Genomic DNA, 21,051 nt, shown 5'->3' with positions numbered 1-21,051 from the left:
CCGCGTCGATTCAAACCAGCAACCGAAGCGCGCACTACGCGCCGATAGACGATCCGGAACCTGCCTTACCCATGAAACCCCGCCGCTCGTTTCTGCGTCGCCTGATCGGCTGGTTCTTCAAGCTGATCGGCGCCTTCGTCCTGATCTCGGTGTTCATGGTCGTGCTCTACCGTTTCGTGCCGCCGCCGGTCACACTCACCATGCTCGGCGACGCGGTGAGCGGGCATGGCATCACCAAATCCTGGATGCCGCTGTCGCGCATCGATCCCGACATGGCGCGCGCGGCGATCGCCGGAGAGGACGGGAATTTCTGCACGCATCACGGGTTCGATTTCGCGGCGCTGGCCAAGGCCTATGCCCGAAACGCCCAGGGCGGCCGCATCCGCGGCGGCTCGACGATCAGCCAGCAGACCGCCAAGAACGTGTTCCTGATCCAGGGCGGCGGTTATCCCCGCAAGGTGCTCGAGGCGTATTTCACCGTCCTGATCGAGACGATCTGGGGCAAAAGGCGGATCATGGAGGTCTATCTCAACGTGGCCGAGACCGGGATCGGCACCTATGGCGTGAACGCAGGGTCGATCCGTTATTTCAACCATGACGCATCGACCATGACGCCCGCCGAGGCCGGCCGTCTCGCCGCCATCTTCCCGCTTCCCAAGAAACGCGCCGTGATCGGCGCCAAGGGCTTCACCCGCCGCCACGGCAATGTCCTCACCCGCCAGGTCGGCGTGGTGCGCAATGATGGACTCGACGGGTGCTTGCGGTAAATTCTCGCAGAAGAGACCCCTTCCCGTTCGCCCTGAGCCTGTCGAAGGGCTGCTCTTCTTCTCGACGGGCGAAAGAAGAACAGTGCTTCGACAAGCTCAGCACGAACGGTGAAAATTGGCCTTACTGCGCCGCCTTCTCGGCCGCGTCGCCGGCCTTCTTGGCGCTGTCGCCGACATCCTTCGCCGCGCTGGTCACGGCATCGGTCTTCAGATTGTCGTTCTTGCTCTGGTTCATCAGATAGAAGCCGCCGATCACCACGGCGATCAGCAGGATGATCCCGATGAAGATACCTGCGCCGCCACCGCCGCTTTTCTCGATCACGGTGGTATGCGGGGTTTCGGTTACACGATCGTCAGCCATGGCATCCTCCTGTTTTGCTGGGTGCGTAACAAGAAGGTGCGATGGATTGTTCCCTTAAAAAGGCAGCTTGAACCCCGGCGGCAGCGGAATACCGCTGGTCATCTTGGACATTTCGGCGCTCGATGCCGCGTCCGCTTTCACCTTGGCGTCGTTGAACGCCGCGACGATCAGGTCCTCGAGCATCTGCTTCTCGCTCGCCGCGAGCAGCGATTCGTCGATATCGATGCCGATGATCCGGCCCTTGGCCGAGGCCTTGACCTTCACCAGCCCGCCACCGGCCGCGCCCTCGACCTCGATCGCGTCGAGGCCGGCCTGCGCCTTGGTCAGCTCGGCCTGGACGTTCTGCGCCATGGCCATGATGTCTTCGATATTCTTCATGATACGCTCCGTTGTGCCGCCATCAGGCGGTCGAGTTCGGTTTCGGGAAATTCGGCATCGGGAAACGCCTCGAACGCGGCCTTGACCACCGGGGTTTCGAGGATGGCGGCGCGCATCGCGTCGCGCTTCGCCTCTTCCTCGTCCTTGATGGTCGGCGCGCCCTGGGCGTCTTCCGACGTGACCTTCCACGGCTTGCCCGTCAGCCGCTTCAGTTCAACATTCAGCTCGCGGATCAGGTCCGCCGGCAAGGGCCGGGACGAGCTCAGCACCAGCTCGGGCGCCTCGAAGCGAATGACGCTCGCGCTGCGCGTCATCTTGACCGCCAGCGCATGCTCGCCCTGGTCCTCGAGGAACGCGACCAGATCGCGGATGCTATTGGGCAGGTTCGCCTCGACCGGCTGGGCCGACGCCCGCGCCGCCGGCGCGGCAGGTGCGGCGCCGCCGAGCGGTGCGCCGTTCGCGATCATCCGCGCCAGCTCGCCCGGATCGGGCAGGGTCGAAGCATGGATCAGCCGTAGCAGCGCCATCTCGCACGCCTCGATCGGGAGCGCCGCGCGCGCGACCTCGTCATGGCCCTTGAGCAGCAGCTGCCACAGCCGGTGCAGCGCGGCGAAGCTCAGCTTGCCGGCCCACCCCGCCAGCGCCTCGCGCTCCTCCACCGCCTGCCCGGCCTCGGGCGCGGTGCCCAGCTTGACGAGCGTGGTGGCATGAACGGTCTCCAGCATCGCGCGCAGCACGCCGAGCGGGTCCACCCCGAAATCATATTGCCGCCGCAGCGCCGCCAGCGCGCCCTGCCCGTCCCCGCTCAGCACCAGCCCGAACAGGTCGCGGATCGCGCCGCGATCAGACAGGCCCAGCATCTCGCGCACCGCGCCGGCCTTCACGCCCTCGCCCTCGATGCCCGCATGCGCGATCGCCTGGTCGAGGATCGACAGCCCGTCGCGCGCAGAGCCCTCGGCCGCCCGCGCGATCAGCGCCAGCGCCTCGGGCTCGGCCTCGACACCCTCCGCCTCGCAGACCCACCCGAAATGCGCCGCCAGCTTGTCCGCCGGGATTCGCCGCAGGTCGAACCGCTGGCACCGCGACAGCACCGTTACCGGCACCTTGTTGACCTCGGTCGTGGCGAACAGGAACTTCACATGCGCCGGTGGCTCTTCCAGCGTCTTGAGCAGCGCGTTGAACGCGTTCTTCGACAGCATGTGGACTTCGTCGATGATGTAGATCTTGAACCGCGCCGACACCGCCGAATAGCGCGACGCGTCGATGATCTCGCGCACATCGTCGACGCCGGTATGACTTGCCGCGTCCATCTCGATCACGTCGATATGCCGGCCTTCGGCGATCGCGCGGCACGGCTCGCACACACCGCACGGGTCGATCGTAGGCCCGCCATTGCCGTCGGGCCCGATACAGTTGAGCGCCTTGGCGATCAGCCGCGCGGTCGAGGTCTTGCCCACCCCGCGCACGCCGGTCAGCAGGAATGCATGCGCCAGCCGCCCGCGCTTGATCGCGTTGGCCAGCGTGGTGACCATCGCATCCTGGCCGATCAGCTCGGCAAAGGTCTGCGGCCGGTATTTGCGCGCGAGGACGCGGTAGACTTCAGCCTTTGCGGGCTGGGGCGGTTCGCCAAGATCGAAGGAGTCGGACATTGCGATCAATCTAGGCGGTCGCGCTCCGCGACGCCAGAGATCGCCAGGTTTTAGATCCGCGCTTTTTAGATGGGGCGGGGTGGGAGCCGGAACGACCCGCGGCGAAATCGTTGCGGCTGCTTCCTTCCGGACCTGACCGGGTTGGCGACGACCACGTCCGCCCGACTCCCGCGGCGCATATGGGGGAGTCGGGCGGAGTGATCAAGCCCGCTTTACCAGCGGGTACGGACCTTGTGGCATTCGCGCGTCTTGTGGCCGTGATGCCAGCCGGTCTTGCAGACCGTCTTCCATTTCCAGCCATGATGCGGCGCGGCCGTTGCCGTCACCGGCGCCATGGCGATTGCGGCAAGCGCCGCGGCGGACATGAGAGCGATCGTTTTCATGAAATTTCCTTTCCTTGGATGATCTCCCGGAAAGTGCGGTTACCAGTGAGTGCGAACCTTTCTGCAGACCCGCGTCCGATGATGGTTGCGCCATTTGGTGCGGCATACCGTCTTCCAGCGCCAGCGATTGTGGCGGTTCGTGCTGACGTGGCGAACCGTGGTCCGCTCATGCACCACCACTTGTCCGCTACCGGCAGCGGCCGCCGGCAAGGGGGTCAGGGCGGCGGCACCAATCAGGCCTGCTGCCATCAAAGCCAAGATCTTCATGGGTTTCTTCTCCTGCGTGCCATGAAGGCACGGGAGCGGAATGATCAACGGCCCTGCATGTTCCGAACTTCACCCGGAATCCGTACGGTTAATCCGTCGAGCGTCTCGTCGAGCCAGATCTGGCAGGACAGCCGGCTGGTCCGCGTGGCGCCCGCCGCGAGATCGAGCATGTCCTCTTCCTCTTCGCTCGGGCGCGGCAACCGGTCGAAATCGGCCGCGTCCAGGATGACGTGGCAGGTCGAGCAGGCCATCTGCCCCTCGCAGGTCCCTTCGAGCGGCTGGGCATCGGCCTGCGCCACCTCGAGCAGCCGGTCGCCGGCCTTCGCCTCGACCTCGCTGATCGATCCGTCGATCCGGATGAAGCGCACCCGCATCAGGCGGCGATCCGCTGCGCCGCCGCGGCGGCATTGATCCGGTCGATGGCGATCACCAGTTCCTCTTCCGTCGTATACCGCCCGAAGCCGAGCCTGATGCTCGACCGCGCCTGCGCCTCGCTCAGCCCGATCGCGCGCAGCACATGGCTCGACCGGCCCGACCCGCTGGCACAGGCGGAGCCGGCCGAAAAGGCGATATCGCGCAATGCCGACATCAGCCGATTCACATCGAGCCCGTCGCGACGGATATTGAGATTGCCATGATAGCGCTGCCTCACCGCGCCGTTGATCGCCCAGCCATCTCCCAGCGCCTCGATCGCCATATCCCAGAGATGGGCGATATGAAGCGCATCGTCATGGCCATAATCGCGCATCAGCGTCGCGGCCGCGCCAAAGCCGGCGCACAAGGCGGGCGACAGCGTACCGGACCGACCGGCCGCCTCCTGCCCGCCCCCGTGCAGCAATGGCTCGATCGTCACCCCGTCACGGATCCACAACGCGCCGATGCCTTTCGGCCCATGAATCTTGTGCGCCGAGATCGCGATCAGGTCGCACCCGTCGGGGATCGCCATCCGGCCATAACCCTGCACCGCATCGCACAGGAACAGCGCGCCCGCCTCATGCGCGATCGCCGCCAGCTCGGCGATCGGCTGGATCGCGCCGATCTCGTTATTGACCAGCATTGCCGTAACCAGCGCCGTCCCCGGCCCGATTGCCGCGCGTGCCGCTTCCAGATCGACCAGTCCGTCGGCTTTGACCGGCAGCACGGTGATTGCCCTGCCCGCCCGCGCGAGTGCCTCGACCGTGTCGAGTGTCGCCGCATGCTCCGTCGCCAGCGTCACGATCCGCCCGGCACCAACGCCCTTGATCGCCCAGTTGATCGCCTCGGTCGCCCCGCCGGTGAAACTCAGCGATCCCCCCGCCGGCAGCAACGCCGCGACCGCGTCCCGCGCCACTTCGACCGCCGCCTTCGCTGCCCGCCCTGGCGCATGCGCCGAATGCGGATTGGCGTGCTGGTTCTGCAGCCAGGGCAGCATCGCCGCCAACGCCTCGGGTGCCAGCGGCGTGGTCGCCTGATAGTCGAGATAGATCATGCCGCGAACGCCCGCGCCGCGCGCGACACGTTGCGCCACTCGCCGATGAACGCATCGACATCCGCCTCGGTGGTCGACCGCCCGAAACTCACCCGCACCACTTCGCGCGACGCATCGACGCTCCAGCCCATCGCACCGAGCACATGACTCGGCTTCATGCTGCCCGAGGAGCAGGCGCTGCCCGCCGACAACGCGATCCCGGCCATGTCGAACCGGATCAGCTGAGTCGTCGCGGCGAGCCCGCGCATGCGATAGGCGCCGATCGCCGGATGCTGGCCCCGCGCGACCACATCGCCACCCGACCGCGTAATGGCATCGTCCAGCTTCTCCCGGAGCGCCGTCAGCCGCTCGACATCCTCTACCACGCCCAGCGCCGCCGCGAACCCAAGCACGCCGGGCAGATTCTCGGTCCCGGCGCGATAGCCGCGCTCCTGCCCACCGGTCGGGATCAAGGCGGCAACGTCCCGCACCAGCAGCCCGCCGACACCCGGTGGTCCGCCGCGCTTGTGCGCCGAGATCGCCACGAAATCGGCATGCACCGTCACATCGCTGTCCGCCCCCGCCGGCATCTGCGCTGCATCGACCAGCAACAGGCCCCCCGCCGCGTGCACCGCCTCGGCGATCGCCGCGACCGGCTGGCGCACGCCCGTCTCACTGTTCGCCCATTGCACCGCAACCAGGGTTCGCCCCGGCCCCCTCAGCACCTCGGCCAGCGCCGCCATGTCGATGACACCCGTCGCATCCACCGGCAGCACCGCTGCGTCGAGCGCGACCCGCATCACCGAATCATGCTCCACCGCGGAGATCGCGCGCCGCGCCGCCACCGACCGGTTCAGCGCGATCCCCAGCGATTCGCTCGCCCCGCTGGTCAGGATCGTCTCGCCCGTCCAGCCATAGGCCGCCGCGATCCGTCCGCGCGCTTCTTCCAGCGCCGCCCGCGCCGCCCGCCCTTCGGCATGCGGCGACGACGGATTGGCCCAGCGCGCCATGCCATCGGCCATCGCTGCCACCGCTTCGGGCAGCATCGGCGTCGTCGCGGCATGATCGAGATAGATGCGGTCGGCCAAGTGTCGGGGGTCCTCATGGGCACAATGATTGCGCCGGGGCGCGTCATGCCTATATAGCGCCCAATTCCGCGCGGCCCACGCGCTCACCGAATTTTTGTCAGCAGGTCCCATGCCAGAAGTCATTTTTCCCGGTCCCGACGGCCGTCTCGAAGGCCGTTTCGCTCCTGCGCCGCGCCCGCGCGCGCCTGTCGCGATGATCCTGCATCCGCACCCGTCCTCGGGCGGCACGATGAACAACCGCATCGTGCAGGAACTCTACAAGACCTTTCAGCGCCGCGGTTTCGCGACGCTGCGCTTCAACTTCCGCGGCGTCGGCAAGAGCCAGGGTACCTTCGACAATGGTGTCGGCGAGCTTTCGGACGCCGCCAGCGCGCTCGACTGGGTGCAGAGCTTCCACCCCGAAGCCTCGACCACCTGGATCGCCGGCGTCAGCTTCGGCGCGTGGATCGGCATGCAGCTCCTGATGCGCCGCCCGGAAATCCGCGGCTTCATCTCGGTCGCGCCGCCCGCGAACATGTACGACTTCACCTTCCTCGCGCCCTGCCCGGCCTCAGGCATCATCATCCAGGGCGAAGCCGACGAAGTCGTGACCCCGCTCGCGACGCAGAAGCTGGTCGACAAGCTGCGCACGCAGAAGCACATCACAATCCATCACGACACGATCCCGAAGGCGAACCACTTCTTCGAGCATGAAATGCCCGAGCTGATGGGGTCGGTGGATCAGTATCTCGACATGCGGCTCGACCCGAACTCGCCGATCCGGTGACTTCTTTTCCCTCTCCCAGCGGGAGAGGGAAGGAGCCGCGAAGCGGCGGGAGGGTGAGGGTGAGAGTGATGGGCCAATCACCCTCATCCGGCGCTACGCGCCACCTTCTCCCGATGGGAGAAGGATTTACAGCGTCCAGATTACCACGTTGCCGAAGATCACCACCGCCAGCACCAGCATCAAGATGCCCTTTTGCCGCTCGCGCTTCTTCACCAGCAGATAGATCCCGCCAAAGATCAGCGCGAACACCGCCAGCATGCTGATCGCCGGCGCCATCGCCGACATCGCCTGCGCGACTCCACCCAGCGCGCCGAGATAGCCGTCCATGCTCAGTCGCCCCCGGCCAGCACGGCGCCATATGCCGCCAGATCGACATTGCCGCCGGACAGGATGACCAGCGTTCCGTGCGCCATCTCGACCTTGCCCGCCAGCAAGGCGGCGAGCGCCACCGCGCCGCCCGGTTCCACCACCAACCGCAATTTCTCCGCCGCCCAACGCTGGGCGTTGCGAATCTCGCGCTCGCTCACCGCCACGCCCTGTACGCCGCGTCGCGACAGCACGTCGAAGGTCAGCGGCGAGACCAGCGTCGTCTGCAGCGCGTCGCACGCCGTCGGCGGTGGATTCGGTCCTACCGCCTCGATCCACCCGGCCTCAAGCGAGCGGCGCATATCGTCCCAGCCCTCGGGCTCGACCACCGTGACGAAAGCATCGCGAAGCCCCAGAGCGATTCCCGCCGCCAGCCCGCCACCGCCGCACGGCACGATCACCTGCACTGGCTCGCCCAGCCCGCGCTCGATCATCTGCGCCGAGGCCTCGATCCCCGCGCTGCCCTGCCCCTCGATGATCCACGGATCGTCGAAGCTCGGCACCAGCACCGCACCCCGCGCCTCGGCCAGCTGCGCGGCGATCGATTCGCGACTCTGGGTCGCGCGGTCGTAGCTGACCACCTCGGCTCCCAGCGCGAGCGTCCCGTCGCGTTTCGATTTCGGCGCATCGGCCGGCATCACGATCACCGCCGGCATGCCGAGCCGCTTCGCAGCCCAGGCGACACCCTGCGCATGGTTGCCCGAAGAGAAGGCGACCACCCCTTTTCGGCGTGATTCTTCGTCGATTGCGGTGAGCCGATGCCACGCCCCGCGCAGCTTGAACGCGCCGACCGGCTGCAACGACTCTGCCTTGAAAGCTACTGGAATTCCACGGATTTCTGTAACGAGCAGCGGCGACGGCGGCAGGATTGCCGCGATCTTTGCTGCGGCGTCGCGCACGCCTGCGCGGGTAGGTTGTCGCAAAAATGTCACATCATGCCTCCGTGGGTCCAATTCCACTTTACATTGAAGAAAGTCGACCCTATTTCGCGCTTCCCGCTGCCCCATGGGACTTCCAACCGCAAGGCAGCTTTCGTCCGCCATTAGGCACTTGGAGGTCCCTTGAGTTGCACAAGCATCATAGCGCGCTGGGGTTAGCGACCACCCTTTCGAACGCCGTTCGCGGCATCGATATCGCTAAGCACGGACCGGTTCAGCCGGTAACGCTCATTCGCCCGCACGCCGCATCGCGTGCCGCCCGCTTCTTCGTCGAGAAGTTTCCGGGCCGCTCGATGTATGCCGTGAAGGCCAATCCCTCGCCGGACCTGCTCAAGGTCCTGTGGGAGAGCGGAATCACGCATTACGACGTCGCCTCGATTGCCGAGGTACGGCTCGTCGCCCGCACCGTTCCCGGCGCGACCCTGTGCTTCATGCACCCGGTCAAGGCCGAGGAAGCGATCGAAGAGGCGTATTTCACGCATGGCGTCCGTGTCTTCTCGCTCGATTCGCTCGAGGAGCTGGACAAGATCGTCCGCGCCACCCGTGGCGCCCAGGATCTGACGCTCTGTGTCCGCCTGCGCGTGTCGTCGGAGCATTCCAAGCTCAGCCTCGCGTCGAAGTTCGGCGCGGCACCCGGCGAGACCAAGGCGCTGCTGTTCGCGGCACGTCAGGCGGCCGATGCCCTGGGCATCTGCTTCCATGTCGGCTCGCAGGCGATGACGCCGGAAGCCTATGCGAACGCGCTCGAGCGCGTCCGTGCGGCGATCGTCGATGCGGCGGTCACGGTCGACGTGATCGACGTCGGCGGCGGCTTCCCGTCCAGCTATCCGGGCATGGAGCCTCCCCCGCTGGAGCGTTATTTCGAGACGATCCACCGTGCGTTCGAGAGCCTGCCGGTTAGCTATTCGTCCGAGCTGTGGTGCGAGCCCGGCCGTGCGCTGTGCGCCGAATACAGCTCGCTGATCGTCCGGGTGGAGCGTCGCCGTGGCGACGAGCTTTACATCAACGACGGCGCCTATGGCGCGCTGTTCGATGCGGCGCATATCGGCTGGCGTTTCCCGGTCGAGCTGCTGCGCGAGCCTGACAGCCGGGCGAAGCTGATGGAGTTCAGCTTCTACGGCCCGACCTGTGACGATATGGATCACATGGCCGGCCCGTTCCTGCTGCCAGCCGACACCCGTGCCGGCGACTATATCGAGATCGGCATGCTCGGGGCCTATGGCTGCGCGATGCGCACGGCGTTCAACGGCTTTGGATCGGACGAGACGGTGATCGTCGAGGACGAACCGATGGCGTCCCTGTACGTCAGCGACGAGCGCGAGGTCGCTTCGAACGTCGTCACGCTGTAACTAGCAACCACTACCGCTCTTCTTCCCCCCTCCCGCCTCGCGGGAGGGGTCGGGGGAGGGCCTGTATTCATTGGGGTTGTGGCGACCTGCCCTCCCCTAACCCCTCCCGCAAGCGGGAGGGGAATGAGGAGACTGTAATGACCGAAGCCATCAACGACACCCGTAAGGCAGAGCTGCTCTCGACTCAGGTCGAGCATATCGACATCACCAAGTTCGACGCGCGCCCGATCGTCGACGCGATGAAGAAGATGAGCTTCACCAGCCGCGATCTCGGCCGCGCGACCGACATCTACAACCAGATGCTCGCCGATCCAGATTGCTCGATCTTCCTGGTAATCGCCGGGTCCACCTCGGCGGGCGGCTGCATGGACCTGTACGCCGAGCTGCTGCGCAACAACATGATCGACGGTGTGGTCGCGACGGGCGCGTCGATCGTCGACATGGATTTCTTCGAGGGCCTTGGCCACAAGCATTATCAGGCGCTCGAAGTGCCGGACGACGACACGCTGCGCTCGCTGCTGATCGATCGCATCTACGACACCTATATCGACGAAGAGCAGCTCCAGGATTGCGACCACACGATCTACGAGATCGCGAACGGCCTCGAGCCGCGCCCCTATTCCAGCCGCGAGTTCATCCGCGCGATGGGCAAGTATCTCGTCGAGAACGGCAAGAAGGATAACAGCCTGGTCAAGCTCGCCTATGAGCATGACGTGCCGATCTTCTGCCCGGCGTTCGTCGACAGCTCGGCCGGCTTCGGGCTGGTCAAGCACCAGGTCGACCGCGCCAAGGAAGGCGAGCCGTACATGGTGCTCGACGCCATCGCCGACTTCCGCGAGCTGACCGACATCAAGATCAAGGCCGGCACCACCGGCCTGCTGATGATCGGCGGCGGCGTGCCGAAAAACTTCATCCAGGACACCGTGGTCTGCGCCGAGATCCTCGGCCATGACGACGTCCAGGTACACAAATATGCGGTGCAGATCACCGTCGCCGACGTGCGCGACGGCGCCTGCTCGTCCTCGACGCTGCAGGAGGCCGCGAGCTGGGGCAAGGTCAACACCGGCATCGAGCAGATGGTGTTCGCGGAAGCGGGCTCGGTCATGCCGCTGCTGGCGTCGGACGCTTATCACCGCGGCCTGTGGAAGACCCGCACCAAGCGCCGCTGGGGCGCCAGCTTCGACTGATCGGCGCGCCCGAGATCGACGAGCGCTGACAGGGGTCGGAACGCCGCACACGGTCGTTCCGACCCCTTGTTACTTGTAAGGGCGTGACCGACCCCGTGGCGCCAGTATTGCGCCTCCGTCACGATTGAGGCAGCTTCTCCGCATAACAGGAGGGGAACTGTCGTCATGACCGAACATCGGATCCTTGCGCCCGTTGTCGCGCTGGTTGCCTGGAGCCTCGTGATGTGGCTCTGGATGTACGCGAAGCGCATTCCGGCAATGAACGCCGCGAAGATCGACACCAGGAACCTGGTTGGCGGCAACGGCGCCGATCTGCGTGCGCGCATCCCGGCCGAGGCGCAGTGGCCAGCCGACAACTACAACCATCTCATGGAACAGCCGACTCTGTTCTACGCCGTCGCACTGACTTTGGCGCTGAGCGGCATGGGCAATGGCAATGCGCTATGGGTCGCCTGGGCCTATGTCGGTCTGCGCGTGGTGCACAGCATCGTTCAGGTCACGGTGAATCGGGTGATCGTCCGCTTCTCGATCTTCACCCTGGCCACCCTCTGCCTGGTCGCGCTGACCGTCCGCGCGGCAATGGTGGTCTTCTAGGCGAGAATCTCGCGCGGCAAGTCGTGCCCCAGAAATGCGGCGGGGCTCGCGGAAAGGCCATAGGCGCCAGCCATGAAAATGGCGACCACGTCCCCGGGCCGGGCGGCGGGCAACACGACTCGGTCCGCCAGGCGGTCGAGCGGCGTACACAGGCACCCGACGACGCTGATGGTCTCGACGGGCGCATCTTTCCTGGCGGAGGCGACCGCCACCGGATAGTTTCGCTTCACGACCGTGCCGAAATTGCCCGAGGCCGCGAGCTGGTGGTGCAGCCCGCCGTCCACCACCAGGAACAGCTCGCCGCGGCTTTCCTTCCGATCGATCACGCGTGTCAGATAGACGCCCGCCTCCCCGACCAGCCAGCGCCCAAGCTCGATCGCAAAACGCGTACCCTCCAGGGCATCCGGCAATGACGTCAGGCGCTCGGCCAGCGCCGCCCCGATCGCCTCGACGTCAAGCGGCACCTCGCCGGGGAAATAGGGAATACCGAACCCGCCGCCGAGATTGACGAGCGGTGGCGTGACCCCGACCTCGTCCGCCAGACGTCCGGCCAGCGCCAGCGTCTCGGCCTGGGTCTCGATGATCGCCTGTGGGTCAAGCGCCTGGGATCCGGCAAAGATATGGAATCCGCGCCAGTCCGCCCCGGCCGCGATCACCTGCTTCGCCAGCGCGCCCGCCCGCTCCGCGTCCACCCCAAAGGGGGAGGCCCTGCCGCCCATGCGCATGCCCGATCCGCGCAGCTCGATCGCGGGATTGACCCGTATCGCAAGCCGCGGCGTGACGCCGAGCCGTTCCGCTGCGGTCAGCGCGCGGTTTGCCTCGCCTTCTGATTCCAGGTTCAGGGTCACCCCCGCCTCGATCGCCGCGGCGATCTCGTCGTCCCGCTTGCCCGGCCCGGCAAAGCTGATCGCGCTGCCCGGCTTCGCCGCCAGCGCCAGCGCCATCTCTCCTTTCGAGGCGATGTCCAGACCGTCGACCAGCGGCGCCATGGCGGCAATCAGCGGCGCGAACGGGTTGGCCTTGATCGCATAATGAAGATCGAGCGCCGCCGGCATCGCCGCGCGAAGCCGCGCAATCCGTGCTTTCACCATGCCGACATCATAGACGAACAGCGGCGTATCGCCGGCCACCTGAATCCATTCCTCGGCTGTCCTGCCCGCGACGACCAGCGGCCCGTCGCCACGGAATTCCCTGGGAATCGTGCCCATAGGCTTCATGACGTCACCCCATTATCGGACGCAGCACCTACCCCACCGTTCGGCCCCGGACTTGATCCGGGGTTGTCGGGCCGAAGGCGGCCGGAGGCCAACCCCTGCTCTTTCCCTTGGCCCGAGGAAGAAGGCAGCCCTTCGACAAGCTCAGGGCGAACGGAGTATGTGATGGCCGCTCGATCCAGCTTACCATTGGCGTTTCTGGGCAATTCCTGCCGCCATTCATAACGCGCGGGCTGCATGAAGCTCGGCAACTCCCGTCGCAGACGCTCCCGCAACCCCGCTTCCGCCGCGCCCGCGTCACCGTTCGCCCGCGCCACCACCACGATCGCCTGGCCGAGCCGGGCATCGGGCACGCCAATCGCCACCGCCTCGGCCACCTCGCCGCCCGACAGCACTGCCTCTTCGACCTCGGTAGGGCTGATCCGGTTGCCGGCGCTCTTGATCATCTCGTCGTCGCGCCCGACGAAGCGAAACAGGCCGTCCACGCCCTCGATCACCGTATCGCCCGACCACACGGCCGTGCCACCATGCTCAGCCCAGCCGGGCGCCGGCCTGAAGCGCAGCGCGGTCCGCTCGGCATCGCCCCAATAACCCTGTGCGACCAGCGGCCCGGCATGGACCAGTTCGCCAGGCTCGCCCGGCGCGGCACGCGACCCGTCGGCGCGCACGGCCATCACCTCGGCAAAGGGAATCGCCTGCCCGATCGCCTCGGGATGGGTATCGACCAGTTCGGGGGACAGATAGGTGGACCGGAATGCCTCGGTCAGCCCGTACATCGGATAAAGATCGGCCTGCGGAAAACGCTGCCGCAACGCCCGGATCATGCCTGGCGTCAGTGCGCCACCTGAGTTGGTCAGCCGCCTCAGCCGCGCCGCGGTGTCGACCGGCCATTCCGCCTCGAGCAGTTGTACCCAGAGCGGCGGCACGCCCGCCAGGCTCGTCGCCTCGACCCGGTCGACCGCCTTGATGACGTCACGCGCAGTGAGATAGTCGAGCGGCGCCACCGACGCGCCCGCGGCCCAGGTCGAAAAGAGCTGGTTCTGGCCATAGTCGAAGCTCAACGGCAGCACGCCCAGCACGCGGTCGGCAGGCGAGAGGTCAAGATAATGCGCGACCGAGATCGCGCCCAGCCACAGATTGGCATGGCTCAGCATCACGCCCTTGGGCCGGCCCGTGGAACCCGAGGTATAGAGGATGGCCGCCAACGCATCTGTATCGGCGGAGGATGGCGGGATGACGTCATCGCTGACTGCCTCATCCTCCAGCGCCAGCCTGCACTCGCCCGGCACGTCGCCGGCCTCGAGCGAGGACTCACGCACCGCCTGAGTCACCAGCAATGCCGCGCCGCTGTCGCCAAGGATATGCGCGACCTGCGCCCGCTTCAGCACCGGATTGATCGGCACATGGATCAGGCCCGCGCGCGGCGCCGCCATCGGCAGCACACAGGCAAGGCGCGTCTTGGGCAGCCAGGAGGCGACACGTGCCCCTGGCGGCAGGGCCTGCCCGGCCAGCCATGCCGCCAAGGCCCCCGTCAGCACTTCGAGCTCGGCGAAATCCAGGCTCCCGGCCCGATCGACCAGCGCCACATCGCCCGTCGCGCCGCGCGCGGGCAATGCGTCGATCGGCTGCGGCACGGGATCTAGCGGTATCATGCTTCCTGATACGCACCGCGCACCTGTGCTGCCAAGGCCCGCACTTGGCATCCTACCGCCCAGTCTCTAACGGCGAAGCCAACAAGGGATGAAACCGGGGTTCATAGTGCTTCCTGACGACAATGCCGAAATCGATGCCGCGGTCCGCGCGGTGCTGCGCGATGTGCTTGGCCTGAGCGAGGAGCGCGTCGGCGCCTTTCGCAGCGAGACGCCGCTGTTCGGCGCGCTGCCGGAACTCGATTCCATGGCCGTGGCTGGCATGCTGACGGAACTGGAGGAACGGCTGGGCATCCTGATCGAGGATGACGAGGTCGATGGCGAGATGCTGGAGACTTTCGGGGCCCTGGTCCGCTTCGCTGCGAGCAAGGCGAACCAGTAACACCGATAAGTTCGAGAGTCGCGCGGCCCTCAGGGCGTCACTCGGCCGCTTCGGCAACCTCGAAATCGGCTTCGGCAAGGAAGCGCTCGGCATCCAGCGCGGCCATGCAGCCCGTTCCCGCCGCCGTCACTGCCTGGCGATAGACCTTGTCCATCACGTCGCCGCACGCGAACACGCCCGGCACGCTCGTCTTGGTCGAGCCGGTCTGGACCTTGATATAATGGTCGCTGTCGAGTTCCAGATGCCCGCGGAACAGCTCTGTCGCCGGATGGTGCCCGATCGCGACGAAGCCGCCTTCGACATCAAGCCGCGACTTCTCACCCGTGACGGTGTCGACCAGGTCGAGCGCGACGAGTCCGGCGTTGCCGCCGCCGTCGACGAAGGTCTCGACTTCCTTGTTCCACAGCACCTTCACGTTCTTGTGCGCGAACAGCCGGTCCTGAAGGATCTTCTCGGCGCGGAACGAGTCGCGGCGATGGATCAAGGTGACGTCGTGGCTGTGATTGGTCAGGTACAGCGCTTCCTCGACCGCGGTGTTGCCGCCGCCGATCACCGCGATCTTCTTGCCGCGGAAGAAGAAGCCGTCGCAGGTCGCGCAGGCGCTGACTCCCTTGCCCTTCAGCGCTTCCTCGCTGTCGAGGCCCAGCCACTTGGCCTGAGCGCCCGTCGCGATGACCAGCACGTCGCCCTGATAGACGTCGCCGCTGTCGCCGATCAGCCGGAAGGGCCGGCGCGACAGGTCGATCTCGACGATCGTGTCCCACATCATGCGCGTGCCGACATGCTCGGCCTGGGCCTGCATCTGCTCCATCAGCCATGGGCCCTGAATCACGTCCTTGAAGCCCGGATAATTCTCGACGTCCGTCGTGGTCATCAGCTGGCCGCCGGGCTGGATGCCCTGGACGACGATCGGCGCCAGGCCGGCGCGCGCGCCATAGATGGCGGCGGAAAGGCCGGCCGGACCGGAGCCGAGGATGAGCATGCGGGTCGATAGGGTGGTCATGGAATCGTCCGTGATGAGGTCGCCCGCATCTAGGGGCGATCAGTGTCCGCTGGCAACATGGCGTCGGCGTGGCGCCGGCGGAATGGCCGGGAGGTGCAGTTTTGCTTTCAGCCCTTCAACCGGGTGGCATGCCAGGCGACATGGTCAGCCATGAAGCTGGAGATGAAATAATAGCTGTGGTCGTACCCGGGCTGCATGCGCAAGGTCAGGTCGATCCCGGCCTGGGCGCAGGCCTCGCGCAGCAATTCCGGCTTGAGCTGCTCTGGGAGGAAACTATCGGCATCCCCCTGATCGACAAGGATTTCCGGCATACGGAAACCATCGGCGATCAACGCACAGGCATCATAGGTCCGCCAGTCCTCGCGGTCCGCGCCGACATAGCCGGTCAGCGCCTTCTCGCCCCAGGGGCAATGTAGCGGCGACACGATCGGCGCGAAGGCGGAGACGCTCCTGAACCGCCCCTGGTTGCGCAGTGCGATGGTCAGCGCGCCATGCCCGCCCATCGAATGGCCCGTGATCCCCTGGCGCGTCAGATCAGCCATCGGGAACTCCGCCGCGATCAGCGCGGGCAGTTCGTCCTCGATATAGCTGCGCATGCGGAAATTCGCTGACCAGGGCTCCTCGGTCGCATCGACATAGAAGCCTGCGCCCTTGCCGAAGTCATAGGCCTCGTCGTCCGGCACCTCGTCGCCGCGGGGGGAGGTGTCGGGCGCGATGAAGATCACGCCCTGCTCGGCACAGGCGGCGCGGTACTCGCCCTTCTCGGTGACGTTGGCGTGGGTGCAGGTCAGCCCCGACAGATACCAGAGCACCGGCAGCTTCGCGCCGTCGTCATGCTCGGGCACGAACACCGAGAAGGTCATCGGCGTGCCCGTCACGGTCGATGCGTGGCGATAGACGCCCTGCACGCCGCCATGGGCCCTGTTGGTGCTGACGGTCTCCATCAGTAGACCACGACGCTGCGGATGCTCTCGCCGGCATGCATCAGGTCGAAGCCCTTGTTGATCTCCTCGAGGCTGAGGACATGCGTGATCATCGGGTCGATCTCGATCTTGCCGTTCATATACCAGTCGACGATCTTGGGCACGTCGGTGCGGCCCTTGGCGCCGCCGAATGCGGTGCCGCGCCAGTTGCGGCCCGTGACGAGTTGGAACGGCCGCGTGCTGATCTCCTTGCCCGCTTCCGCCACGCCGATGATGATGCTGGTGCCCCAGCCGCGATGGCACGACTCGAGCGCGGTGCGCATGACTTCGGTATTGCCCGTGCAATCGAAGGTGAAGTCGGCGCCGCCATCGGTGAGGGCGAGGATCGCCGCGATCGTCTCCTCGCGCGACTTGCCGCGGGCGTCGATGAAGTCGGTCATGCCGAAGCGGCGGCCCCATTCCTCGCGGTCGGGGTTGATGTCGACACCGATGATCCTGTTGGCGCCGGCCATCCGCGCGCCCTGCAGCACGTTGAGGCCGATGCCGCCGAGCCCGAACACCACGATATTCTCGCCGACTTGCACCTTGGCAGTGTTCACCACCGCGCCGACGCCAGTCGTGACGCCGCAGCCGATGTAACACGAGGTCTTGAACGGCGCGTCCTCACGGATCTTGGCGACGGCGATCTCGGGCAGCACGGTGAAGTTGGAGAAGGTCGAGCAGCCCATATAGTGGAAGATGGTCTGGCCCTTGTAGCTGAAGCGGCTGGTGCCGTCGGGCATCAGGCCCTTGCCCTGGGTCGCGCGGATCGCGGTGCACAGGTTGGTCTTGCCGCTGAGGCACGACTTACACTGGCGGCATTCGGGCGTGTAGAGCGGGATGACATGGTCGCCCGGCTTCACGCTGGTCACGCCGGGGCCGACCTCGCGCACGATCCCGGCGCCCTCATGGCCGAGCACGCTCGGGAACAGCCCTTCCGAATCGAGCCCGTCCAGCGTGTAGGCATCGGTGTGGCAGATGCCCGTCGCCATGATCTCGACCAGCACTTCGCCGGCCTTGGGGCCCTCGAGGTCGAGCTCGACGATCTCAAGCGGCTTCTTCGCCTCGAATGCAACGGCGGCGCGGGTCTTCATGGGCATCTCCTCGGATCAGGCTCCGCTAGCCGAATTGCGGAGGGCAGAAAAGGCGGAGGCCAATATGAATTCGGCAAGCGCATTGCTTCCTTGATGCCAAAACAGCATGTCAGCGCCAAGTCGCGGCACTTCCCGCCACGAGCGGCGGTCTGAGGGAAGATCCTTGATCCACACCCTGTACCGGAAGGCACTCCGGCTCCTGGTCGGCGGTTTCCAATATGGGCGCGGTCGCCTCTGGGCTCTGACTAGACCCGATGTCGATGGGGCGCATGCCGTCGCCATCACCCCTGCGGGCAGGATCATCCTCGTGAAACTGAGCTATGCGCGCGGCTGGCACCTTCCAGGCGGCGGTCGCAAGCCTCGGGAGAGCGCCGAGCAGAATGTGCTGCGCGAGTTGCGCGAGGAAATCGGCATGACGGCGCATGACGCGCCGAGCCTGGTTTTCGAGGTAGAAGAGCCACTCCATAACCGCCAGGACCGCGCCTCACTCTTCCTCGTGCACAACGTGATCTACCGGCCGAAGCGCTGGTCGATCGAGATCGAGGGAGTCATCGAGGCCGACCCGGCCGACTTGCCGGCCGACATCTCCCGGCGCGCGCGGCGCTGGATCGATTCGGTCAGTCTGTGAGGATCGCGAATGGCAGGTGGGCCCACTACGATATGGTAGCGGAGGAGGGACTTGAACCCCCGACCCCAGGATTATGATTCCCGTGCTCTAACCAGCTGAGCTACTCCGCCCCAGCCATTCGAGAGCGGCGCCTATAGGAGCGCTCGCCCGTTCTGGTCAAGCGAACATGTGACGCGACAGCGGCGCCCATGGTCCGCCGCGATACCACCAGCTCGCCAGCCCCGCGATCACGACCGGCCGCGGCCGGAAATCGGCCTCCAGCACCCGCAGCAACGCTCTGGCCTGCTGTGGCGGCACCTTGTTCTGGATCGTCACATGCGGGCGCCAGCCGGCGCGGTCCTGCGGCATCAGCATCGGCGCGAATGCCTCGGCCAGCCGGTCGCGGATATCGGCCAGTTCAGGGCTCTCGATCCGGAAGGCGACGCCGCCGCCAAGCGAGACCAGGCCAGCCGCCCATGCCTGGGGCGACTTCACGCCGCGAGTCTCGCCGGCCAGCCGGTGCTTCAGCTCGGCCTCGAGCGAGGGCGCGAGGTGGTGGAACATCGTGAGATGCGCCTCCAACTGATTCCGCTCCGGCGGGAAATGCGCGCGGCGCAGGCCATCGAGCCACGCCGCATCGGCCTTGCCGAGCAAAGCCGTCACGATAATCGGCGCGGCCTCGCTCAAATCTCGAGCTGGCTGCCGAGTTCGACCACGCGGTTGGTCGGCAGGCGGAAGAATTCCATCGCGCTTTCCGCGTTGCGGAGCATCCAGGCGAACAGCTTCTCGCGCCAGATCATCATGCCCGGCCGCGCCGAGGGCAACAGCGTCTGCCGTGCGAGGAAGAAGCTGGTGTCCATCATACGGAAATCGGCGCCACATTGATGCACTCGGGAGAGCGCGACCGGCACGTCAGGCTCCTCAATGAAGCCGTAGCGCAGGATCATGCGGTGGAAACCGTCCCCCAGATTCTCGAGCATGAAGCGCTCCGATTCGGGCAGATAGGGCGCGTCCATGATCTTCACCGTGAGCAGGATCACCCGCTCATGCAGCACCTTGTTGTGCTTGAGGTTGTGCAGCAGCGCATGCGGCACGCCCTCGGGCGAGGAGGTCATGAATACCGCCGTGCCCGGCACCCGAGTCGCCGAGGTCGCGGCAGACTGGATGAACACCTTGATCGGCATCGCCGCCTCGCGCATCCGGTCGATCATCAGCTGCCGCCCCTTCGACCAGGTCGTCAGGAAGGTGAAGATGATGAAGCCGACCAGTAGCGGGAACCAGCCGCCCGAGGGCACCTTGGTCAGGTTCGCGGCGAAATAGGCACCGTCGACCAGGAAGAAGACCGCGAGCAGCGGAATCGCGTAATATTTCGGCCAATGCCACAGCCGGAACAGCACGACCGAGAGCAGGCAGGTGTCGATCAGCATCGCCCCGGTCACCGCGATGCCATAGGCCGAGGTGAGGTTGGACGAGGTACGGAAGAACATCACCAGCAGCAGCACCATCACCAGCAACGCCCAGTTGACCAGCGGGATATAAATCTGCCCCGCGGTCGCGGCATTGGTATGTTCGATGCGGAGACGCGGGATGAAGCCGAGCTGGATCGCCTGCTGAGTCACCGAGAAGGCGCCCGAGATAACCGCCTGGCTCGCGATCACCGCCGCCGCCGTGGCGAGCACGACCAGCGGGAGCTGCAGATGCTCGGGCGCCAGCATGTAGAACGGGCTGCGCAAAGCGTGATCGCCTTCGCGAAAGAGCAGCGCGCCCTGCCCCATATAGTTCAGCATCAGCGCCGGCAGCACGAAGAACAGCCAGGACACGCGGATCGGGTTGCGCCCGAAATGCCCCATGTCCGCATAAAGCGCCTCGGCACCCGTCACTGCGAGCACGACCGAGCCGAGCGCGAGGAAGGCGCGGATCGGATCGAGCATGAAGAACTCGACCGCATAATGCGGCGAGAAAGCCCAGAGGATCGCGGGCGTGTGGACGATGCTCAGCAGGCCCAGCGTCGCGATCACCGCGAAATAGACCAGCATGATCGGCCCGAAGAACAGCCCCACGCGCGACGTGCCGTTACGCTGGATCATGAACAGGCCGATGATGATCAGCACCGCGATCGGGATCACCAGGCTGCCGAACGCAGGCGCCGCAACAGCCAGCCCCTCGACGGCCGACAGCACCGACACCGCCGGGGTGATCATCGAGTCGCCGTAGAACAAAGCCGTCGCGAACACGCCTAGCAGGATGATGCCGTTCGACCAGCGCCGGGTCTTGGTCTGTCCGTTGATCAGCGCGAGCAGCGCCAGGCTGCCGCCCTCGCCCTTGTTGTCCGCGCGCATGATGATCGAGACATATTTGAACGTCACCACGACCGTCATCGACCAGAACATCAGGCTGACGACGCCCCAGATGTGCGCGGGATCGAGCGCCAGCTTGTGGTGACCGGCAAAGGTCTCGCGAAAGGCGTAGAGCGGACTGGTGCCGATGTCGCCGAAAACGACGCCGATCGCGCCGAGCGCGAGCTTGGCGAGCCCGTCTTTATGATGATGAATGGCGGATGCCGTGGCCTCCGCGGGCGCGGACTCGTCCACGCTGGGCGA

Annotated in this window: 24 protein-coding genes, 1 tRNA gene and 1 other RNA gene; 7 read left to right on the top strand and 19 right to left on the bottom strand. The window is 66.1% G+C overall.

Annotated elements, in window-relative coordinates; genetic code table 11:
• Positions 1 to 71: 71 nt before the first annotated feature.
• Positions 72 to 767: a monofunctional biosynthetic peptidoglycan transglycosylase gene (gene mtgA, locus ACZ1I2_RS13840; RefSeq protein ID WP_465176850.1), complete on the top strand. Its 696-nt coding sequence runs from the start codon at positions 72 to 74 to the stop codon at positions 765 to 767.
• A gap of 121 nt (positions 768 to 888) precedes the next feature.
• Here the strand turns inward: mtgA and ACZ1I2_RS13835 are convergent, their stop codons facing one another.
• The 9 genes from ACZ1I2_RS13835 to ACZ1I2_RS13795 form a co-directional block, all read right to left on the bottom strand.
• The gene (locus tag ACZ1I2_RS13835) at positions 889 to 1,128 is read right to left on the bottom strand and encodes a hypothetical protein (RefSeq protein WP_465173565.1); all 240 of its coding nucleotides are present in this window, start codon (positions 1,126 to 1,128) and stop codon (positions 889 to 891) included.
• Between the two features lie 54 nt (positions 1,129 to 1,182).
• Entirely contained in the window at positions 1,183 to 1,506 is a 324-nt protein-coding gene (locus ACZ1I2_RS13830; RefSeq protein WP_465176851.1) for a YbaB/EbfC family nucleoid-associated protein, read from the bottom strand.
• Positions 1,503 to 3,155 carry a DNA polymerase III subunit gamma/tau gene (locus ACZ1I2_RS13825; RefSeq protein WP_465173567.1) on the bottom strand — a complete coding sequence of 551 codons (1,653 nt, stop codon included), beginning with the start codon at positions 3,153 to 3,155 and terminating at the stop codon, positions 1,503 to 1,505. The genes ACZ1I2_RS13830 and ACZ1I2_RS13825 overlap by 4 nt, the downstream gene beginning before the upstream one ends.
• Before the next feature lie 75 nt (positions 3,156 to 3,230).
• Positions 3,231 to 3,328: signal recognition particle sRNA small type (gene ffs / locus ACZ1I2_RS13820), an RNA gene on the bottom strand.
• 39 nt (positions 3,329 to 3,367) lie between these two features.
• Entirely contained in the window at positions 3,368 to 3,538 is a 171-nt protein-coding gene (locus tag ACZ1I2_RS13815) for a hypothetical protein (RefSeq protein WP_465173569.1), read from the bottom strand.
• 39 nt (positions 3,539 to 3,577) lie between these two features.
• Positions 3,578 to 3,805 (bottom strand): hypothetical protein, encoded by a 228-nt coding sequence (locus ACZ1I2_RS13810; protein WP_465173570.1) that lies wholly within the window; start codon positions 3,803 to 3,805, stop codon positions 3,578 to 3,580.
• Positions 3,806 to 3,849: 44 nt separating this feature from the next.
• On the bottom strand, positions 3,850 to 4,182 hold the full coding sequence (locus tag ACZ1I2_RS13805; RefSeq protein ID WP_465177141.1) for a 2Fe-2S iron-sulfur cluster-binding protein: 333 nt from the start codon (positions 4,180 to 4,182) through the stop codon (positions 3,850 to 3,852).
• Positions 4,179 to 5,273 (bottom strand): cysteine desulfurase family protein, encoded by a 1,095-nt coding sequence (locus ACZ1I2_RS13800; RefSeq protein ID WP_465177142.1) that lies wholly within the window; start codon positions 5,271 to 5,273, stop codon positions 4,179 to 4,181. The genes ACZ1I2_RS13805 and ACZ1I2_RS13800 overlap by 4 nt, the downstream gene beginning before the upstream one ends.
• Complete coding sequence (locus ACZ1I2_RS13795; RefSeq protein WP_465176852.1) at positions 5,270 to 6,340, bottom strand: cysteine desulfurase family protein; 1,071 nt, start codon at positions 6,338 to 6,340, stop codon at positions 5,270 to 5,272. The genes ACZ1I2_RS13800 and ACZ1I2_RS13795 overlap by 4 nt, the downstream gene beginning before the upstream one ends.
• Before the next feature lie 109 nt (positions 6,341 to 6,449).
• Here ACZ1I2_RS13795 and ACZ1I2_RS13790 point away from each other — a divergent pair, with 109 nt between their 5' ends.
• A complete protein-coding gene (locus ACZ1I2_RS13790; protein ID WP_465176853.1) occupies positions 6,450 to 7,106 on the top strand; it encodes an alpha/beta hydrolase in 657 nt (218 codons plus the stop codon).
• Positions 7,107 to 7,232: 126 nt separating this feature from the next.
• Here ACZ1I2_RS13790 and ACZ1I2_RS13785 read toward each other — a convergent pair whose 3' ends face one another.
• Positions 7,233 to 7,433 (bottom strand): hypothetical protein, encoded by a 201-nt coding sequence (locus ACZ1I2_RS13785; RefSeq protein WP_465176854.1) that lies wholly within the window; start codon positions 7,431 to 7,433, stop codon positions 7,233 to 7,235.
• Between the two features lie 2 nt (positions 7,434 to 7,435).
• Positions 7,436 to 8,404, bottom strand: a complete 969-nt coding sequence (locus ACZ1I2_RS13780) for a threonine ammonia-lyase (protein ID WP_465176855.1) — start codon at positions 8,402 to 8,404, stop codon at positions 7,436 to 7,438.
• Between the two features lie 134 nt (positions 8,405 to 8,538).
• Here ACZ1I2_RS13780 and ACZ1I2_RS13775 point away from each other — a divergent pair, with 134 nt between their 5' ends.
• The 3 genes from ACZ1I2_RS13775 (at position 8,539) to ACZ1I2_RS13765 (ending at position 11,540) form a co-directional block, all read left to right on the top strand.
• The gene (locus tag ACZ1I2_RS13775; protein ID WP_465173578.1) at positions 8,539 to 9,759 is read left to right on the top strand and encodes a type III PLP-dependent enzyme; all 1,221 of its coding nucleotides are present in this window, start codon (positions 8,539 to 8,541) and stop codon (positions 9,757 to 9,759) included.
• 137 nt (positions 9,760 to 9,896) lie between these two features.
• Positions 9,897 to 10,946, top strand: coding sequence for a 1,9-bis(guanidino)-5-aza-nonane synthase (locus ACZ1I2_RS13770; protein ID WP_465176856.1), 1,050 nt, complete (start codon positions 9,897 to 9,899; stop codon positions 10,944 to 10,946).
• A 165-nt stretch (positions 10,947 to 11,111) separates the two neighbouring features.
• Positions 11,112 to 11,540 carry an MAPEG family protein gene (locus ACZ1I2_RS13765; protein WP_465176858.1) on the top strand — a complete coding sequence of 143 codons (429 nt, stop codon included), beginning with the start codon at positions 11,112 to 11,114 and terminating at the stop codon, positions 11,538 to 11,540.
• On the opposite strand, the gene ACZ1I2_RS13760 is transcribed toward ACZ1I2_RS13765, so the two are convergent.
• Both ACZ1I2_RS13760 and ACZ1I2_RS13755 read right to left on the bottom strand, forming a co-directional pair.
• Positions 11,537 to 12,757, bottom strand: a complete 1,221-nt coding sequence (locus tag ACZ1I2_RS13760) for a pyridoxal-dependent decarboxylase, exosortase A system-associated (RefSeq protein WP_465176859.1) — start codon at positions 12,755 to 12,757, stop codon at positions 11,537 to 11,539. The two genes, ACZ1I2_RS13765 and ACZ1I2_RS13760, sit on opposite strands and share 4 nt — an antisense overlap.
• Entirely contained in the window at positions 12,754 to 14,406 is a 1,653-nt protein-coding gene (locus ACZ1I2_RS13755) for an acyl-CoA ligase (AMP-forming), exosortase A system-associated (protein WP_465176860.1), read from the bottom strand. Before ACZ1I2_RS13755 ends, ACZ1I2_RS13760 begins: the two co-directional genes overlap by 4 nt.
• A gap of 106 nt (positions 14,407 to 14,512) precedes the next feature.
• Between ACZ1I2_RS13755 and ACZ1I2_RS13750 the strand changes: the two genes are divergently transcribed.
• Positions 14,513 to 14,785: an acyl carrier protein gene (locus ACZ1I2_RS13750; protein ID WP_465173583.1), complete on the top strand. Its 273-nt coding sequence runs from the start codon at positions 14,513 to 14,515 to the stop codon at positions 14,783 to 14,785.
• 37 nt (positions 14,786 to 14,822) lie between these two features.
• Here ACZ1I2_RS13750 and trxB read toward each other — a convergent pair whose 3' ends face one another.
• The 3 genes from trxB to ACZ1I2_RS13735 form a co-directional block, all read right to left on the bottom strand.
• A complete protein-coding gene (gene trxB / locus ACZ1I2_RS13745; protein WP_465176862.1) occupies positions 14,823 to 15,788 on the bottom strand; it encodes a thioredoxin-disulfide reductase in 966 nt (321 codons plus the stop codon).
• A 107-nt stretch (positions 15,789 to 15,895) separates the two neighbouring features.
• Complete coding sequence (gene fghA, locus ACZ1I2_RS13740; protein WP_465176863.1) at positions 15,896 to 16,732, bottom strand: S-formylglutathione hydrolase; 837 nt, start codon at positions 16,730 to 16,732, stop codon at positions 15,896 to 15,898.
• A complete protein-coding gene (locus ACZ1I2_RS13735) occupies positions 16,732 to 17,844 on the bottom strand; it encodes an S-(hydroxymethyl)glutathione dehydrogenase/class III alcohol dehydrogenase (protein ID WP_465176864.1) in 1,113 nt (370 codons plus the stop codon). Before ACZ1I2_RS13735 ends, fghA begins: the two co-directional genes overlap by 1 nt.
• Positions 17,845 to 18,007: 163 nt before the next feature.
• Between ACZ1I2_RS13735 and ACZ1I2_RS13730 the strand changes: the two genes are divergently transcribed.
• Complete coding sequence (locus ACZ1I2_RS13730) at positions 18,008 to 18,472, top strand: NUDIX domain-containing protein (RefSeq protein WP_465176865.1); 465 nt, start codon at positions 18,008 to 18,010, stop codon at positions 18,470 to 18,472.
• Positions 18,473 to 18,505: 33 nt separating this feature from the next.
• Here ACZ1I2_RS13730 and ACZ1I2_RS13725 read toward each other — a convergent pair.
• From ACZ1I2_RS13725 to ACZ1I2_RS13715, 3 genes are all read right to left on the bottom strand, one after another.
• Positions 18,506 to 18,582: transfer RNA gene (locus tag ACZ1I2_RS13725), tRNA-Met, on the bottom strand.
• A gap of 46 nt (positions 18,583 to 18,628) precedes the next feature.
• Positions 18,629 to 19,138 carry a 2'-5' RNA ligase family protein gene (locus ACZ1I2_RS13720; protein WP_465176866.1) on the bottom strand — a complete coding sequence of 170 codons (510 nt, stop codon included), beginning with the start codon at positions 19,136 to 19,138 and terminating at the stop codon, positions 18,629 to 18,631.
• Entirely contained in the window at positions 19,135 to 21,003 is a 1,869-nt protein-coding gene (locus ACZ1I2_RS13715; protein ID WP_465173939.1) for a potassium transporter Kup, read from the bottom strand. Before ACZ1I2_RS13715 ends, ACZ1I2_RS13720 begins: the two co-directional genes overlap by 4 nt.
• Positions 21,004 to 21,051 lie beyond the last annotated feature (48 nt).

The sequence above is a fragment of the Sphingomonas sp. BL-S-29 genome (assembly GCF_055521495.1).
Note: the sequence above shows the minus strand (reverse complement) of the source record. Positions and strands in the feature narration are given on the sequence as shown.